Origin of the sequence: Mycobacterium sp. GA-2829, assembly GCF_001499965.1 — a bacterium.
Classification (GTDB): Bacteria; Actinomycetota; Actinomycetes; order Mycobacteriales; family Mycobacteriaceae; genus Mycobacterium.
Map to the genome: position 1 here is coordinate 32,500 of NZ_LQIT01000045.1, position 15,827 is coordinate 48,326.

Sequence of the window (15,827 nt, forward strand, 5' to 3'; positions counted from 1 at the left end):
GGAAACGTAGGACGCCGGGCGGCCTGGGTCGCGAGTAGTGCGCTACCTGTTCTTCAGGCCGGTGATGATCGTCGGCCGTGCCTGCGGTCCGTGCTCGATGAGGTGGCAGATCGCGTCGACGTCGAGGTGCTCGTGCAGCAGGTCGGCCATGAGGTCGAGCTGGGCGTCGCGGCGTGCGGGCACATTCACGTCGTCGGCCACCGCGAATCCGGAGCGGCCCGCCGCGTGGGCAGCCTCGGTCAGCCATGCCCGCCGGAATGCGTCGTTGTCGAACAGCCCGTGCCAGTGCGTGCCGAACACCGCGTCGCGGCGCAGCCCGACACCGGCCCAGTCGTCGGCGCCGGACCGGACCACCCGGCCGTGGTGGATCTCGTAGCCGGAAAGCGGAGTCTCCCAGTGCCGCAACGTCTTCTCGGCGGCGAACGCGATGTCGGCGTCGAGGATGCCGAGGCCGTCCACCCGGCCCGATCGCGACTCCACGGGGTCGTCGATGCGTCGGCACAGCATCTGGAACCCGCCGCAGATGCCGAGCACCGGCCTGCCTGCGCGGGCGTGGTCGGCGATCGGTGCGTCGAGTCCGGCCGCCCGCAGCCACTCGAGGTCGGCCACCGTGGCCTTCGAGCCGGGCAGCACGATGACGTCGGCTCCGGTCAGGTCGGCCGGTCCGGTCACCCAGCGGACCGTCACACCGGGTTCGCAGGCCAGCGCCTCGACGTCGGTGGAGTTCGAGATCCGCGGCAACCGCACCACCGCCACCTCCAACCCCTCGCTCCCCCGCGGCGGCACCGGCCTGCCGACGGTGCGGCCCGTAACCACGGAGACCGAATCCTCGGTGTCCATCCACAATTCGTCGCTGTATGGGATCACGCCGTAGGTCGGGCGGCCGGTCAGAGCCTGCAGTTGGTCGAGGCCCGGATCGAGCAGTGTGGGGTCGCCGCGAAACTTGTTGACGACGAACCCCGCGATCAGCGCCTGATCGTCCGGGTGCAGGACGGCGACGGTGCCGAACAGGTGGGCCAGCACCCCGCCGCGGTCGATGTCGCCGACGACGAGCACCGGCAGGTCCGCCCGCCGCGCGAGCCCCATGTTGGCCAGGTCGGTGCCGCGCAGGTTGATCTCGGCAGGTGACCCCGCACCCTCGCACAGCACCACGTCGAATTCCTCGCGCAGCGAACCTAATTCGTCGGCGACCACGTCGGCGAGCCGGTCCCGGTGGGTGATGTAGTCCCTGGCGCCGACCGAACCGGTCACCCGGCCCCGCACGACGAGTTGCGAGGTGCGGTCGCTGCCCGGTTTGAGCAGCACGGGGTTGAAGCGCACGCTGGGCGCAAGGCCGGCGGCGCGGGCCTGCACGGCCTGGGCGCGGCCGATCTCCCCGCCGTCGACGGTGACCGCCGAGTTGTTGGACATGTTCTGCGCCTTGAACGGCGCCACCCGCACGCCGTTGCGGGCGAGCAGCCGGCACAGTCCGGCGACCACCATGGATTTCCCGGCGTCGGAGGTGGTGCCCGCAACCAGCAGTGCGCCGCTCGTCACGCCGAACGTGCGCTCACGGCGAGAATCCGGCCGGAAAATCGCACTGGGCGCACGTTCGTTGCGACGTTCACGGCAGGGTGAGGATCTCGGCGCCCGTATCGGTGACCACCAGCGTGTGTTCGAACTGCGCGGTCCACTTGCGGTCCTTGGTCGCGACGGTCCAGCCGTCGTTCCAGATCTCGTAGTCCAGACCGCCGAGGTTGATCATCGGTTCGATGGTGAACGTCATCCCGGGTTCGATGACGGTTTCGACGTCGGGCTGGTCGTAATGCAGCACCACCAGCCCGTTGTGGAACGTGGTGCCGATACCGTGGCCGGTGAAATCGCGAACGACGTTGTAGCCGAACCGGTTCGCGTACGACTCGATGACCCGCCCGATCACCGACAGCGCGCGGCCCGGTTTGACGGCCTTGATCGCGCGCATGGTCGCCTCGTGCGTGCGCTCGACGAGCAGCCGGTGCTCCTCGGAGACATCGCCCGCGAGGAAGGTGGCGTTGGTGTCGCCGTGGACGCCGTCGATGTAGGCGGTGACGTCGATGTTGACGATGTCGCCGTCCGCGATCACCGTCGAATCGGGGATGCCGTGGCAGATGACCTCGTTGAGCGAGGTGCAGCAGGACTTCGGGAAGCCCTTGTAACCCAACGTGGACGGGTAGGCGCCGTGGTCGACCATGTACTCGTGGGCGATGCGGTCGAGCTCGTCGGTGGTGACGCCGGGTGCGACGGCCTTACCCGCCTCGGCCAGCGCGCCCGCGGCGATCCGCCCGGCGACACGCATCTTCTCGATGACCTCCGGGGTCTGCACCCAGGGTTCGCTGCCCTCGACGGCGGTCGGGCGCCACGCATATTCGGGGCGCTCGATCGACTTGGGTACCGGCAGCGTGGGAGACAGCTCGCCGGGACGGAGGGCGGTGCGCACAGACATGACTCCTAGGATAGCTAGGAGAATCGCACTCTCCTGAGACGAGAATGCTAGATTCTCCCCATGCTCGGCGAGTCGACACCGATGAAAACCACCCCCGATCACGTGCTGGGGCAGCTGGGCATCCACGATCTGCTCGAGACCGACGAGCGCCTGGTCCTGGAGATGCAGAACCGGCCCGACCTCGCCAACACCCGGGGCGCCCTGCAGGGCGGGTTGGTCGCGACGTTGATCGACATCGCGGCCGGCCGGTTGGCCGACCGGCTGACCGCCCCCGATCAGAGCGTCACGACCGCCGACATGACCGTGCACTTCCTCGCCCCGGTCATCGTGGGGCCCGCTCGCGCCGAGGCCACCGTCGTCCGCGCGGGCAGGCGGTCGATCGTCACCGCCGTCGACGTCTTCGATGTGGGGCGCGACCGCCTCGCGGCCCGCGCCACGCTCAGTTTCGCGGTCCTGGACCCGCGGTAGGTCAGCGCTCGCCGAGGAAACGCGGCCTGCGCAGCCAGCCGGTCTGCGGACCGCGGATGTCGACCGAACCCCACACCACCTTGCCGGTGAGCACGACGTGCGGTCGGCCCTCGGCGGGGACGTCGCGCCGGTGGTCGGTCGCGCTGCCGACGATGACCTCGACGTCGTCGATCGACGCGCTGGCCCCGTCGGGCAGCCGCAGGTCGAGTCCGCCGAACTTCAGGTCGAGTTCGATCACGACGATCGGTCCGGCGAACCGGGCGCGGGTGAGGTCCAGGTCGATCGACCCCATGCGGCGCCGCAGCGCCAGCCGGGTCGGGACGATCCACTCCCCCTGGCGCTTCAGCGGTCCGAAGACGCCGCGCAGCTCGACCCGGTCGGTCGCCGAGGTGACGATCGCGCCGGGGCCGGGCAGGTCGGTGACGAGCGCGTCGAGGTCGGACCGCATCCGGGCCTGGGAGACCCGTGCGGAGCGCTCCTCGAACTCCTCGATGTCGATGAGGCCCAGCGCCACCGCGTTGTGGAGCCGTCGCAGCGTGCCGTTGCGGTCGGCGTCCGAGATGCGCATCGGCGCCGGTTCACCGTTGGAGGCGGGGGTGGTCATAGCCCCTTCAGGCTACTCAGGCCAGGTAGTCGGCGGGCAGTCCGTCGAGCATGCCGCGCAACATCCGCACCGCGTACTCCGAGCTGCCGCCACCCACGATGAGCGCGGCGAATGCGAGGTCACCGCGGTACCCGGCGAACCACGAGTGCGAACCACCGGCGAACTCGGCCTCGCCGGTCTTCCCGCGCACATCGCCGGCACCGGCCAGATCCTTGGCTGTGCCGTTGGTCACCACCAGCCGCATCATCGGCCGCAGCGCCTCGACGACCTCGGGCCGCACCGGCTGCTGGGCGCCGGTGACGACGGTGTCGCGGCCCTCGATCAGCCGGGGCACCGGGGTGCGGCCCGCGGCGACCGTCGCGGCGACCAGCGCCATCCCGAACGGGCTGGCCACCACCTTGCCCTGCCCGAAACCGTCCTCGGTGCGTTCGGCCAGGTTGACCGTGGGCGGGACCGAACCGGAGACGGTCGGGATGCCCGCGATCTGGTAGTCGGGACCGATGCCGTACTGCGCCGCGGCCGAGGTGAGCCCGCGCGGCGGCATGCGGCTGGCGAGTTCGGCGAACGTGGTGTTGCAGGAGCTCGCGAACGCCCGCGACAGCGGGACGGTGCCGAGGTCGAAACCGCCGTAGTTCGGCACGGTGCGGTGCCCGATGTCGAGGTGGCCGGGGCACCCGAGAAGCGTGTTGGGCGTTGCCATATCGCGTTCGATGGCCGCGCCCGCGGTGACGATCTTGAACGTCGACCCCGGCGGGTAGAGGCCCATCGTGGCGAGCGGACCCTCGGCGTCGGCGGCGGCGTTCTGCGCGATGGCCAGGATCTCGCCGGTCGAGGCCTTCATCGCGACGATCATCGCCTGCTTGCCGGTGAAGTTCACCGCGTTCTGCGCGGCGGTCTGCACGGCCCGGTCCAGGCTGATCGTCACCGACGGCGCGGGGTCACCGGGCACCTCGGTGAGCACGTCGACGTCGACGCCGTTCTGGTTGACGGTGACCACCCGCCAGCCGGCCCGGCCGTCGAGTTCGTCGGCGACCTGCTTCTTGACCTCGGTGATGATCGCGGGCGCGAACTCCGGATCGGTGGGCAGCATGTCGGCCTGCGGGGTGATCACCACCCCCGGGCGGGCGCCGAGGATGCCGGCCACCCGGTCGTGGTCGGCCTGGTTGAGCATGATCAGGCTCATCGGCTCCGATATCGAGGAGGCCTGTTCGGCCAGGCGCTGCGGATCGATGGTCGGATTGAACGGCCGCAGCACGTCGGCGACCACCCGCGCGGTCGTCATCAGCTCGGGGCCTGCGGCCTCGGCGTCCAATGAGAGGTGGTACCGGAAGCCGGGCACCAGCACGTTGGTGCCGCCGCGTTCGTTGACCGAGGCCCGCGGCGGCGGGTCGGCGCGCAGCGCGAACGACTGGTTCTCCCCCAGCCGGGGGTGCAGATCCGTTGTGGCCCAACGTACTTCCCACCGACCCTCGTCGCGGACCATGTTGAGCCTGCCGTCGTAGGTCCAGGTGCGGTCCTTGGGCAGGTGCCAGGTGTAGCGGTAGGCGACGCTGCCGGTGTCCTCGGTGTACTTCGAACCCAGGATCTGCGCGTCGAGATGGGTCGCCTGCAGGCCGGCCCACGCGTCGTTGAGCGCGGCGCGGGCATCGGCGGGCCGGTCGGAGAGTTCGGCCGCCGCGGCGGTGTCACCGTTGGCCAGTGCGGCGAAGAACTCCTCGGCCGCGGGCTCGGGTCCGTTGGGTTTGGGGGTGCAACCGGACAGACCGAGGCTGCCGAGAACCGTGGCCACCGTGAGCAGGCAGGTGACTCGTGTGACTGCTGAGGTTTTAGTTGCCATTGAGGCAAATGGTAGGGATGAGGTGATCGGTTTCCGGGGAGGCGCACCGTGACACCGCCGTGACGGGGCCGTGTCCCGCGCGTCACACGCCCAGGCCGCGCACCACGATCTCGAATCCGCGCCGGAACTCCTCCTCCGGCGTCACCTGCGCCGCCTGGGTCGCCGCCCGCGCCAGCAGCGGATATTCCTGCTGGCGCGCGATGGCCCGGGTGCCCTCGCCGGCGAGCGGCCCGAAGTGGGCGACCTCCAGCGCACCGAACACGTACGCCAGCACCGCCCGGAACGCGATGACGCGCCGCCGGCCCGTGAGACCCGCGTCGGTCAGCACCTCCAGCACCGCCTCACCCCAGGCGAGCGACGCGGGCACGCGGTGGCGGTGCACGAGCAGCAGGGGCACCACCGCCGGATGCCCGGCCGCGGCCGCCCGGACCCGCTCGGCGAGGGCGGCCAGGCGCCGCGGCGGCGCACCCCGTGGCATCCCGTCGGCCATCGCGCTCAGCACCCGCCCGACGACCAGCTGCTCGAGTTGGGCCCGGTCGGTGACGTAGCGGTAGAGCGACATCGTCCCGACGTCGAGGCGGCGCGCGACGGTGCGCATGGACAGCGCGGGCAGTCCGTCGTCGTCGACCACCGCGAGCGCGGCGTCGGCGATCTGTTCGGAGGTCAGCGACCGGGGACGTGGCATGGCGTTGACAGCGTACACCGTACGACTACAGTAGATAGGCGTACACCGCACGCCTACCGAGGAGCCGCCATGGCACCGTCACGCATCCCGGCCAGAAACCTGCGCACCGTCGTCGGCGCCACTGTCGCACTGCCCGATCCGGACACCGTCACCCATCTTCATTTCCGCCGCTTCGCGGGCTGTCCGATCTGCAACCTGCACCTGCAGACGTTCGTTCGCCGCCACGACGAGATCGCGGCCGCGGGCATCCGCGAGGTGGTCGTGTTCCACTCCCCCGCCGACGATCTGCGCGCACACACCGATGGGCTGCCGTTCGCGGTGATCGCCGACCCCGACAAACACCTCTACCGCGAGTTCGGCGTCGAATCCGGTCGCCGGGCGCTGCTCGACCCGCGCGCGTGGGGCGCCATCGTGCGCGGGATCACCGCAACGCTGCGCGGCCGGTTCCGGACACCCGCGCTCACCCAGCCGGGCGGGCGGCTCGGCCTCCCCGCGGACTTCCTCATCGCGGGCGACGGCACCGTGCTGGCCGCGAAGTACGGCAGGCACGCCGACGACCAGTGGACGGTCGACGAACTCCTGGCTCAGGCCCCCGCGGCCGGGGCGCGCACGACCAGGGGCACCGCGGGGAAGTAGGCGGCCATCTCGGCCCGCGAGGCGCGCAGCGCGGCGGTCCCGTACCCGCGTTTGCGGTGGTCCGGGTGGATCCAGATCCGCACGTTCACCTCACCGCCGGACAGCTCGCCGAACACCATGCCGATCTTCTCGGAACCGACGGTCGCCACCAGCCAGACCGCCTCCTCGGCGTGGACGCGGCCGACCGCGGCGCTGATCTCGTCGTCCAGCGCACCGGCGGGCGCACCCGAACCGTCGCCGGCCGCCCGCACGTCGGCCGTGCGCGCGGCGAACACGTCGCGGTCCTCGCTGGCCGAAAACGGGCGCAGCACAACGCGTTCCACCCGGCGCGGGGTCTGCTCACCCATGGTGAAGCTGAGCTGGTTGTTGAGGTCCTCGAGTTCGGCGGCGATGCGTTTGCGCGAGACCTTGGTCAGCCGGTCGAACGACAACCGCAGCACGGCCTCACCAGCGGCGGGCGAGGTGCCGAGCAGCGCGGCGACCTCCTCGATCGCGGCGTCGTAGTCCTCGGACCCGACGATCACGTCGAGCACTTCGTGACGGCGTTCCAGCGCCCGCATCAACGCGTCGGCGATCTCCCGGCGGTCCGCGGCATCGGTCATGGCCGCCAGCGTAACCGCCGGCTTCAATCAAGTAGCGCGTCAGTCGAGCAGGATGGTGGCGAAGGTGCCGACCTGGCGGAACCCGATCCGGTCGTACGTGGCCCGGGCGACGGTGTTGTAGCTGTTGACGTAGAGGCTGGCGATCCGGCCGCCGCGGACCACCGCGGCCGCGAGCGCGGCGGTGCCCGTGGTGCCCAGACCGTGGCCGCGCCAGTCCGGATGCACCCAGACGCCCTGGATCTGACCGACCGCGGGTGACTGCGAACCGACCTCGGCCTTGAACACCACCTCGCCGCGTTCGAACCGGGCCCACGCCCGGCCCGCCGCGATCAACCCGGCGACCCGGCGCCGGTACCCGCGGCCGCCGTCACCCGCGCGGGGGTCGATGCCGACCTCGCCGATGAACATGTCGATGGCCGCCACGAGGTAGGCGTCGAGTTCCTCGATCCGCACCGGACGCACCGCCGGGTCGATCGCACACACGGGCGCGGTGTCGAGCGCCATCAGCGGTTGGCGGTCGCGGACGTCGCGGGCCGGACCCCACACCCGTTCCAGCCGTTGCCACATCGGCATGACGAGTTCGGCGCGGCCGACCAGCGAGGAGCACCGGCGGGCGCTGCTGGTGGCCTTGTCGGCGAACGCGTGCATGTCGGCGGTGTCGCCGCGCAGCGGAATGAGATTCGCCCCGGCGTAGCACAGGGATTCGGTCGCGCGCCTGCGCGTCCACAGCTCACCGCCGATGGCGCTGGGTTCGACGCCGTGTTCGGCGACGCGGGAGGCGACCATGCAGGAGCCGACCGGATCGTCGTCGAGCACCCGCTGGACCGCCGCGGCGTCGCGCACCACCGACACCCGTCGGTCGTCAGCGAGGCGGAACAGCGGCGGAGCCGACATCGATACTGCTTTCTGCTGGACCGAGGCGGTGACCCCACTCACCGCGTCGTTGTTCAGCTTACGGTCACAACCGGCGAACCGCTCGTACTTCCCTCGGCGCCGTCGCCCATGTCGGCGGCGATACGCATGGCCTCCTCGATCAGGGTCTCGACGATCTGCGCCTCGGGCACGGTCTTGATGACCTCACCCTTGACGAAGATCTGACCCTTGCCGTTGCCGGAGGCCACCCCGAGGTCGGCTTCGCGGGCCTCGCCCGGACCGTTGACGACACAGCCCATGACCGCGACCCGCAGCGGCACGTCCATCCCCTCGAGACCGGCGGTGACCTCGTTGGCCAAGGTGTACACGTCGACCTGCGCGCGACCGCACGACGGGCACGACACGATCTCGAGCCCGCGCGGACGCAGGTTCAGCGACTCCAGGATCTGGTTGCCGACCTTGACCTCTTCGGCGGGCGGGGCCGACAGCGAGACCCGGATGGTGTCGCCGATGCCCTTGGACAGCAGCGCGCCGAACGCCACCGCGGACTTGATCGTGCCCTGGAACGCCGGGCCCGCCTCGGTGACGCCGAGGTGCAGCGGGTAGTCGCACTGCGCGGCGAGCTGCTCGTAGGCGGCGACCATCACGACCGGATCGTTGTGCTTGACGCTGATCTTGATGTTGCCGAAGCCGTGCTCCTCGAACAGCGAGGCCTCCCACAGCGCGGACTCGACCAGCGCCTCCGGGGTGGCCTTGCCGTACTTCTCCATGAAGCGCTTGTCCAGCGAGCCGGCGTTGACGCCGATGCGGATCGGGATGCCCGCATCGCCCGCGGCCTTGGCGACTTCGGCGACCCGGCCGTCGAACTCCTTGATGTTGCCGGGGTTGACGCGCACTGCGGCGCAGCCGGCGTCGATCGCGGCGAAGATGTACTTCGGCTGGAAGTGGATGTCGGCGATCACCGGGATCTTCGACTTCTTGGCGATGATCGGCAGCGCGTCGGCGTCCTCCTGACGCGGGCACGCCACGCGGACGATGTCGCAGCCCGAGGCCGTCAACTCGGCGATCTGTTGCAGGGTCGAGTTGATGTCGTGGGTCTTGGTGGTGCACATCGACTGCACGGACACCGGATAGTCGCTGCCCACACCGACGTCGCGCACCATCAGTTGGCGGGTCTTACGCCGCGGGGCCAGCACCGGTGGCGGTGCGGGCGGCATACCAAGCCCGATGACGGGGCCGGAAGTCATGAGTTCTCCTATTGGAACAACCTGATCGGGTTGACCAGGTCAGCGGTCACGGTCAGCAGCATGTAGCCGACCACCACCACCAACACTACGTAGGTGGCGGGCATGAGCTTGAGATAGTTGACCGGCGCCGCGGCCACCATGCCGCGTGCCGACCGGATCATGTTGCGGATCTTCTCGAAGACGGCGATGGCGATGTGCCCGCCGTCGAATGGCAGCAGCGGTACCAGGTTCACCGCGCCGAGCACGAAGTTCAGCTGGGCGAGGAAGAACCAGAACGCCACCCACAGCCCCGCGTCGACGGTGTCGCCACCGATGATGCTGGCGCCGACCACGCTGATCGGGGTCTCGGGGTCCCGCTCCCCGCCGCCGATGGACTCCACCAGCGCGCCGACCTTGGTCGGGATCTTGGCCAGCGACTTGCCGAGCTCGACGGCCAGGTCGCCGGTGAACGCGAACGTCGCGGGCACCGCCGAGAGCGGGTTGTGCTGCGTGGGGCCGAACTGCGCGGCGGCGATGCCGATGGCGCCCACGTCGGTCGGCTGGTCCCCGTCGCCGGTGAAGCGCTGGGTCTGGGTGACGTCGACCACCTTGGTGAGCTTCTCGCCGTCGCGCTCGATGACGACCGGGGTGGGGCCCGAGGACTTCTGCAGGGTGGTCCTCGCGTCGTCGAACGTCGCGATGTCGGTGTCACCGACCTTGACGATCACGTCGCCCGCGCGGATGCCCGCCTCGGCGGCCGGGCCGGGGCCGGTGCACTCGCCGATCTTGTCCTTGCTGAGCTGCGGTGCCACGCAACCGGTTTCACCGACGATCGCGGCGGTGGGCGGGTTGAGGTTGGGTAGCCCCCACACGACCGCGATGCCGTAGATCAGCACCAGCCCGATGATGAAGTTCATGGCGGGCCCGGCGAACAGTACGGCGACGCGCTTCCAGACCTTCTGCCGGTACATCGCATACGGCCGGTCCTCGGGGGCGAGTTCCTCGACCGAGGTCATCCCGGCGATGTCGCAGAAACCGCCCAGCGGGACGGCCTTGAGGCCGTACTCGGTGCTGCCCAGCCGGTTGGGCCGCCGGGTCGACCAGACCGTTGGCCCGAACCCGACGAAGTAGCGCCGCACCTTCATCCCGGTCGCGCGCGCCACCCACATGTGCCCGCACTCGTGCAGAGCCACCGACACCAGGATGGCCAGTGCGAACAGCACGATGCCGAGAGCAAACATCATCTGGTGATCAACCCTTTAGTCGTCGCGGCCCGCTCGGCGGCGCGCCCTGCGTGGTCCCTGGCCCAGCGCTGCGAGTCGAGGACCTCTTCCACGGTAGCGGGTTCGGCGGCCCACTGGTCGGCAGCGCGCAGGACTTCGGCGACGGTCTCCACGATCTGCGGGAACCCGATGCGGCCGTCGAGGAACGCCGCGGCGGCCTCCTCGTTGGCGGCGTTGTAGACGGCGGTGAGGCTGCCGCCCCGGCTGCCGGCCTCGCGGGCCAGCCGCACCGCCGGGAACACCTCGTCGTCCAGGGGCAGGAACTCCCAGGTGGACGCGGTGCTGAAGTCGCAGGCCGCGGCGGCGCCGGGAATGCGGTCGGGCCAGCCCAGCGCCAGCGCGATGGGCAGCTTCATATCGGGCGGGCTGGCCTGGGCCAGCGTCGACCCGTCGGTGAACGTGGCCATCGAGTGCACGATCGACTGGGGGTGCACGACGACTTCGACGCGGTCGTAGGCGATGCCGAACAGCAGGTGGGTCTCGATGAGCTCGAGACCCTTGTTGACCAGCGTCGCCGAGTTCAGAGTGTTCATCGGCCCCATCGACCAGGTCGGGTGCTTGCCCGCCTGTTCGGGCGTCACCGACTGCAGATCCTCGGCCGACCAGCCCAGGAACGGGCCGCCCGACGCGGTGAGCACCAGCTTGGCCACCTCGTCGGCGGTGCCGCCACGCAGGCACTGCGCCATCGCCGAGTGTTCGGAGTCGACCGGCACGATCTGGCCCGGCGCGGCGGCCTTGAGCACCAGCGGCCCGCCGGCGACCAGCGACTCCTTGTTGGCCAGCGCCAGCCGGGCGCCGGTGGCCAACGCCGCCAGCGTCGGCTCGAGCCCGAGCGCGCCGACGAGCGCGTTGAGCACGACGTCGGCCGGGGTGTTCTCGACCAGCCTGGTCACCGCATCGGGTCCGCTGTAGGTGACATCGCCGATGCGGTCGGCGGCCGCAGGGTCGGTGACGGCGATCGCGCTCGCCCCGGTCGCGGCGCGCTGGCGGGCCAGCAGGTCGGGGTTCGCTCCGCCCGCGGCGAGTCCGACCACCTCGAAGCGGTCGGGATTGGCGGCGATCACGTCCAGCGCCTGGGTGCCGATGGACCCGGTACTCCCCAGGATCAGCACCCGAAGTCTTGAGCTCACGAGCCCATTGTGCCGCCTGCGGGTGCCGCGCCGAAGCCGCTCGGAATGTGACGCGAATCTGACCGCCGCTCATCTCGCCCATCCGGATCCGCCGGACGCCCGAATCACCGGCGTCAACCGCACCGGATGAAGGAGTACGTGTCGATGAAGACCCTCTCGAAGACCAGGAACCGCCGGACCGTGGCGGCCGCAGGGCTGAGCGCGCTGGCCATCCTCGGCGTCGCCGCGTGTTCGAGCGAAGATGCCGAGAGCACCGCCTCGTCGGCGTCGAGCACCGCGTCCTCGGCCGCCGCGTCCGCGACCTCGTCGGCGCCGACGTCGAGTGCGGCCGCCGACCCGGCCGCGAATCTGGTGGGCGCGGGTTGCGCGGCCTACGCCGAGCAGGTGCCCGAGGGCCCCGGCTCGGTCGCCGGGATGTCCGCCGCACCGGTCACCGTGGCCGCGTCGAACAACCCGCAACTCAAGACGCTGTCGCAGGCGCTCTCCGGTCAGCTGAACCCGAACGTGAACCTGGTCGACACCCTCAACGGCGACGAGTTCACCGTCTTCGCCCCGACCGACGACGCGTTCGCCAAGCTCGATCCCGCGACCGTCGAAACCCTCAAGACGGATTCGGACCTGCTCACCAGCATCCTGACCTACCACGTCGTCCCGGGTCAGGCCGCGCCCGATCAGGTGCCCGGCGACCACACGACCGTGCAGGGCGCCGACGTCACCGTCAGCGGTGAGGGTGAGGCGCTGAAGGTCAACGAGGCCGGACTGGTGTGCGGCGGTGTGCAGACCGCCAACGCGACGGTCTACATGATCGACACCGTCCTGATGCCCCCCGCGAACTGACCCCCGGCGCGAGCAGACACAGATTCGCGCATTCACGCGCCATTCAACGCGAATCTGTGTCTGCTCGCGGCCCGCTCGTACGCAACAACGCTCACCACCAACGAAGGAGTGCATGCAATGACCATCAACTGGAACCGCCTCATGGGAGCGGGCTTCGCGGCGGTCGCCGCCACCGGGCTGTCGCTGGGTGCGGCCGCCACCGCGCAGGCCCAACCGGCCGCCGCCCTGGTCGGGCCCGGCTGCGCGGCCTACGCCGAACAGGTGCCCGAAGGCCCCGGCTCGGTCGCGGGCATGGCGATGGATCCGGTCGCGACGGCCGCGTCGAACAACCCGCTGCTGACCACGCTGACGAAAGCCGTTTCCGGACAGCTCAATCCGCAGGTGAACCTCGTCGACACGCTCAACGGCGGCGAGTTCACGGTGTTCGCGCCCACCGACGAGGCGTTCGCGAAGATCGATCCGGCCACCATCGAGCGGCTGAAGACCGATGCACCGCTGCTGCAGAGCATCCTCACCTACCACGTCGTGCCCGGCCAGGCCGCGCCCGACGCGGTCGTCGGCACGCACAAGACGGTGCAGGGCGCCGACGTGACCGTCACCGGACACGGTGCGGAACTGAAGGTCAACGACGCCTCGGTGGTGTGCGGTGGCGTGCAGACCGCCAACGCCACGGTGTACCTCATCGACACGGTGCTGATGCCGCCGGCGAACTGACCCGCGGTCTGAGGCAGCCCGTCCGCCACGGCGGACGGGCTGCCCTGCTCAGCGCGCCGGGAAGTGGTCGATCCAATGCCGGGCGATGTCCACCCGCCGGGTCACCCACACCTTCTCGTGAGACTGCACGTGGTCGAGGAAGCGTTCGAGCGCCGCGGTGCGGGCCGGGCGGCCGACCAGCCGGCAGTGCAGTCCGACCGACAGCATCTTCGGCCTGCCCTCGACACCCTCGGCGTAGAGCACGTCGAACGCATCGCGCAGATGGGTGAAGAACTCTGTGCCGCTGGGGAATCCGCCGGCCGCGGCGAACCGCATGTCGTTGGTGTCCAACGTGTAGGGCACCACCAGGTGGTCGTGTTCGCGCACCGTCGTCCAGTACGGCAGATCGTCGGCGTAGGAGTCGGAGTCGTACAGGAAGCCGCCGTGTTCGACCACGAGTTCGCGGGTCTGCGGGGAATCGCGGCCGGTGTACCAGCCCAGCGGCGCGCTGCCGGTCAGCTCGGTCAACAGCGCCACCGCCTCGGCCATGTGCGCGCGTTCGATGTCGGGTTCGACGAGTTGGTAACTGATCCACCGCAGGCCGTGGCAGGCGATCTCGTCGCCGCGTTCGGTGAACGCCGCCACCGCCTCGGGATTGCGGGCCAGCGCGAGCGCCACCCCGAACACCGTCAGCGGTAACCCCCGCCGCTCGAAGACCCGCAACACCCGCCACAGTCCCGCGCGCGAGCCGTACTCGTAGAGCGACTCCATGCTCATGTGCCGGTTCGGGAAGGGTTGCGCGCCACTGATCTCCGACAGGAACGTCTCCGAGGCCGGATCGCCGTGCAGTACGCAGTTCTCGGCGCCCTCCTCATAGTTGAGGACGAACTGCACCGCGATGCGGGCGTCCCCGGGCCACCGCGGATCGGGCGGGCGGGGTCCGTAACCCACCATGTCGCGCGGATAGTCGGCGGCTCCGGTGATCATGGTGGGCATTCTGGCAGGCCGCCGATGGGCGCGCCGGTCACGATCGCGTCATCGCCGACGGGGTTTCCGCCGTCGGCGATCGGGGCAGACCGGACCATGCCCACGGTGTTGTGGTTCCGCCGCGACCTGCGCCTGCGCGATCTTCCCGCCCTGCTCGACGCCGCGCAGGGCGACGGCGAGGTGCTCGCCTGCTACGTGCTCGACCCCCGACTGCACAAGTCCTCGGGCCCGCGGCGGCTGCAGTATCTGCACGATGCGCTGCGCGACCTGTCCGACCAACTCGACGGCAGGCTGCTGGTGACCCACGGCCGCCCGGAAGAGCGGATCCCCGAACTCGTCCGGCGGTCCGACGCCTCCGCGGTGCACGTCTCCGAGGACTTCACCCCGTTCGGCCGCCGCCGCGACGACACGGTCCGCCGCGCCCTCGGCGAGGTGCCGCTGGAGCCGTCGGGATCGCCGTACCTGGTGTCGCCCGGTCGGGTCACCAAGGGCGACGGCACGCCCTACAAGGTGTTCAGCCCGTTCTTCGACGCCTGGCGCAGACACGGGTGGCGGGCGCCGGCGCAGAGCGGCCCCGGCACCGCGCGATGGATCGACCCCGCCAACCTATCGGGGACCGACCTGCGGGTGGAGATCCCCGACGACGGTGTCGCCCTCGACATCCCCTCTGGTGAGCGGGCGGCGGCCCAGCACTGGCAGACGTTCGTCGCCGACGAGCTGGACGGTTACGCAGACGACCGCAACCGCCCGGACCTCGACGTCACCAGTCGGATGTCGGCGCACCTGAAGTTCGGCAGCATCCACCCGCGGACCATGGTGGGCGACCTCGGGCGGGGTGAGGGCGCGCAGGCGTATCTGCGGGAGCTCGCGTTCCGCGACTTCTACGCCGCGGTCCTCTACGAGTGGCCGCACAGCGTGTGGTGGAACTGGAACCGCGGGTTCGACGCCATCGAGGTCGACGACGGCGTAGCGGCCGAGACACGGTTCGACGCCTGGAAGCAGGGCCGCACCGGGTTCCCGATCGTCGACGCCGGGATGCGTCAGCTCGCCGAGATCGGCTGGATGCACAACCGGGTGCGGATGATCGTGGCGTCGTTCCTGGTCAAGGATCTGCACTTGCCGTGGCAGTGGGGCGCGCGCTGGTTCCTCGACCAGCTGGTCGACGGCGACATGGCCAACAACCAGCACGGGTGGCAGTGGACCGCGGGCTGCGGCACCGATGCCGCACCGTTCTTCCGGGTGTTCAACCCGACCACCCAGGGCGCGAAGTTCGACCCGGACGGGACATACGTCCGGCGCTGGGTCCCCGAGCTGCGCAACGTGGCCGACGTGCACAAGTTGGGCGACGACCGGCCCGCCGACTACCCCGCGCCGATCGTCGACCACGCCGCGGAACGGACCGAGGCGCTGCGTCGCTACGCCGAGATCTCCTAGGGCACGCCCGTTACGACAGAACGTCGTATGTCAGAATGTCCCCAGTTTTCGATTCGACCGTGAGGAGCTCC

General features: G+C 70.3%; 16 protein-coding genes. 5 read left to right on the top strand and 11 right to left on the bottom strand.

Annotated elements, in window-relative coordinates; genetic code table 11:
* Window positions 1–42: 42 nt before the first annotated feature.
* On the bottom strand, window positions 43–1,536 hold the full coding sequence (locus AU194_RS23290; RefSeq protein WP_059091633.1) for a cobyric acid synthase: 1,494 nt from the start codon (window positions 1,534–1,536) through the stop codon (window positions 43–45).
* A 67-nt stretch (window positions 1,537–1,603) separates the two neighbouring features.
* Complete coding sequence (map, locus tag AU194_RS23295; RefSeq protein ID WP_059091634.1) at window positions 1,604–2,461, bottom strand: type I methionyl aminopeptidase; 858 nt, start codon at window positions 2,459–2,461, stop codon at window positions 1,604–1,606.
* 81 nt (window positions 2,462–2,542) lie between these two features.
* Here map and AU194_RS23300 point away from each other — a divergent pair, with 81 nt between their 5' ends.
* Window positions 2,543–2,929 carry a PaaI family thioesterase gene (locus tag AU194_RS23300; RefSeq protein WP_059091776.1) on the top strand — a complete coding sequence of 129 codons (387 nt, stop codon included), beginning with the start codon at window positions 2,543–2,545 and terminating at the stop codon, window positions 2,927–2,929.
* A 1-nt stretch (window position 2,930) separates the two neighbouring features.
* Here AU194_RS23300 and AU194_RS23305 read toward each other — a convergent pair whose 3' ends face one another.
* The 3 genes from AU194_RS23305 to AU194_RS23315 form a co-directional block, all read right to left on the bottom strand.
* Window positions 2,931–3,533, bottom strand: coding sequence for a DUF1707 domain-containing protein (locus tag AU194_RS23305; RefSeq protein ID WP_059091635.1), 603 nt, complete (start codon window positions 3,531–3,533; stop codon window positions 2,931–2,933).
* A 16-nt stretch (window positions 3,534–3,549) separates the two neighbouring features.
* The gene (locus tag AU194_RS23310; protein ID WP_059091636.1) at window positions 3,550–5,370 is read right to left on the bottom strand and encodes a penicillin-binding transpeptidase domain-containing protein; all 1,821 of its coding nucleotides are present in this window, start codon (window positions 5,368–5,370) and stop codon (window positions 3,550–3,552) included.
* 82 nt (window positions 5,371–5,452) lie between these two features.
* Window positions 5,453–6,055 carry a TetR/AcrR family transcriptional regulator gene (locus AU194_RS23315; protein ID WP_059091777.1) on the bottom strand — a complete coding sequence of 201 codons (603 nt, stop codon included), beginning with the start codon at window positions 6,053–6,055 and terminating at the stop codon, window positions 5,453–5,455.
* Window positions 6,056–6,124: 69 nt separating this feature from the next.
* Here AU194_RS23315 and AU194_RS23320 point away from each other — a divergent pair, with 69 nt between their 5' ends.
* Complete coding sequence (locus AU194_RS23320; protein ID WP_059091637.1) at window positions 6,125–6,691, top strand: peroxiredoxin-like family protein; 567 nt, start codon at window positions 6,125–6,127, stop codon at window positions 6,689–6,691.
* Here AU194_RS23320 and AU194_RS23325 read toward each other — a convergent pair.
* From AU194_RS23325 to dxr, 5 genes are read right to left on the bottom strand one after another with little or no spacing between them, the layout of a single operon-like run.
* The gene (locus tag AU194_RS23325; protein WP_059091638.1) at window positions 6,640–7,293 is read right to left on the bottom strand and encodes a GNAT family N-acetyltransferase; all 654 of its coding nucleotides are present in this window, start codon (window positions 7,291–7,293) and stop codon (window positions 6,640–6,642) included. The genes AU194_RS23320 and AU194_RS23325 overlap by 52 nt on opposite strands.
* Before the next feature lie 39 nt (window positions 7,294–7,332).
* On the bottom strand, window positions 7,333–8,187 hold the full coding sequence (locus tag AU194_RS23330) for a GNAT family N-acetyltransferase (RefSeq protein WP_059091639.1): 855 nt from the start codon (window positions 8,185–8,187) through the stop codon (window positions 7,333–7,335).
* A gap of 53 nt (window positions 8,188–8,240) precedes the next feature.
* Complete coding sequence (gene ispG, locus AU194_RS23335; RefSeq protein WP_059091640.1) at window positions 8,241–9,413, bottom strand: flavodoxin-dependent (E)-4-hydroxy-3-methylbut-2-enyl-diphosphate synthase; 1,173 nt, start codon at window positions 9,411–9,413, stop codon at window positions 8,241–8,243.
* A gap of 8 nt (window positions 9,414–9,421) precedes the next feature.
* Window positions 9,422–10,636 carry an RIP metalloprotease gene (locus tag AU194_RS23340; protein WP_059091641.1) on the bottom strand — a complete coding sequence of 405 codons (1,215 nt, stop codon included), beginning with the start codon at window positions 10,634–10,636 and terminating at the stop codon, window positions 9,422–9,424.
* Window positions 10,633–11,805, bottom strand: coding sequence for a 1-deoxy-D-xylulose-5-phosphate reductoisomerase (gene dxr / locus AU194_RS23345; RefSeq protein ID WP_059091642.1), 1,173 nt, complete (start codon window positions 11,803–11,805; stop codon window positions 10,633–10,635). Before dxr ends, AU194_RS23340 begins: the two co-directional genes overlap by 4 nt.
* A 144-nt stretch (window positions 11,806–11,949) precedes the next feature.
* Here dxr and AU194_RS23350 point away from each other — a divergent pair, with 144 nt between their 5' ends.
* Both AU194_RS23350 and AU194_RS23355 read left to right on the top strand, forming a co-directional pair.
* Window positions 11,950–12,642, top strand: coding sequence for a fasciclin domain-containing protein (locus AU194_RS23350; protein WP_197417722.1), 693 nt, complete (start codon window positions 11,950–11,952; stop codon window positions 12,640–12,642).
* 117 nt (window positions 12,643–12,759) lie between these two features.
* Window positions 12,760–13,356, top strand: a complete 597-nt coding sequence (locus AU194_RS23355; protein WP_059091644.1) for a fasciclin domain-containing protein — start codon at window positions 12,760–12,762, stop codon at window positions 13,354–13,356.
* A gap of 48 nt (window positions 13,357–13,404) precedes the next feature.
* Here the strand turns inward: AU194_RS23355 and puuE are convergent, their stop codons facing one another.
* Window positions 13,405–14,322 carry an allantoinase PuuE gene (puuE, locus tag AU194_RS23360; RefSeq protein WP_059091778.1) on the bottom strand — a complete coding sequence of 306 codons (918 nt, stop codon included), beginning with the start codon at window positions 14,320–14,322 and terminating at the stop codon, window positions 13,405–13,407.
* A gap of 96 nt (window positions 14,323–14,418) precedes the next feature.
* Between puuE and AU194_RS23365 the strand changes: the two genes are divergently transcribed.
* Window positions 14,419–15,756, top strand: a complete 1,338-nt coding sequence (locus AU194_RS23365) for a deoxyribodipyrimidine photo-lyase (RefSeq protein ID WP_059091779.1) — start codon at window positions 14,419–14,421, stop codon at window positions 15,754–15,756.
* Window positions 15,757–15,827: the final 71 nt, after the last annotated feature.